This is a genomic window from Microbacterium umsixpiens, from assembly GCF_053543675.1.
The window spans coordinates 4,901-5,671 of the sequence record NZ_JBLVOH010000145.1; the positions used below are offsets into that span (position 1 = coordinate 4,901).

General features: G+C 72.2%; 1 protein-coding gene. It reads left to right on the forward strand.

The features are described from left to right. The first annotated feature begins 29 nt into the window (after nt 1-29). Nucleotides 30-713: an N-acetylmannosamine-6-phosphate 2-epimerase gene (locus ACNPM4_RS14310; RefSeq protein WP_029264016.1), complete on the forward strand. Its 684-nt coding sequence runs from the start codon at nt 30-32 to the stop codon at nt 711-713. Nucleotides 714-771: the final 58 nt, after the last annotated feature.

Here is a 771-nt window from a genome sequence, read left to right on the forward strand (position 1 = left end):
ATCGGTGGCGCCAGCGCAGGAGCTCTCAAATGATCCACGACCCCCTCGAACTCCTCACCGGACGCCTGATCGCCTCGGTGCAGGCACAGTCGGGAAGCCCGGTGCGCGACACGGAGGTGATCGCCGCGCTCGCCGAATCCGCGCTGCTCGGAGGCGCCAGCGGCCTGCGCCTGAACGGTCCCGACGACATCCGCCGGATGCGGGCGGCGACGGATGCTCCGATCATCGGCCTACACAAGGTGCACAACGGGGTCCGCAACGTGATCACCCCCGACGTCGCGCTGGCGCTCGGCCTCGCGGAGGCGGGAGCCGACATCATCGCGGTGGATGCCACCGTGGAGCAGCTGGGCGACAGGTTCGACCTGCTGCGCGAGATCGCGGAGGCGACCGGGCGTCCGGTGATGGCCGACGTCTCCACCCTCGACGAGGGGATGCGCGCTCGGGAAGCCGGAGCGGCCGTGGTCGGCACGACCCTCTCGGGATACACGCCGCACTCGGCGCGGGGCGAGGGGCCGGATCTGCAGCTGGTCGCGGATCTCGTCGCCGCCGGCATCCCCACCATCGCCGAGGGGCGGTACCAGACCACCGAGCAGGTCCGTCAGGCGTTCGATGCCGGCGCGCTCGCCGTGGTGGTCGGCGGGGCGATCACCGACCCGATCGCGATCACCCGGCGCTTCGTCGCGGTCACGCCGGCGGTGCGGAGCCCCGCATGATCGTCGGCGTCGACATCGGCGGCACGAAGATCGCGGTCGCCGGGTTCGCGCGCGACGG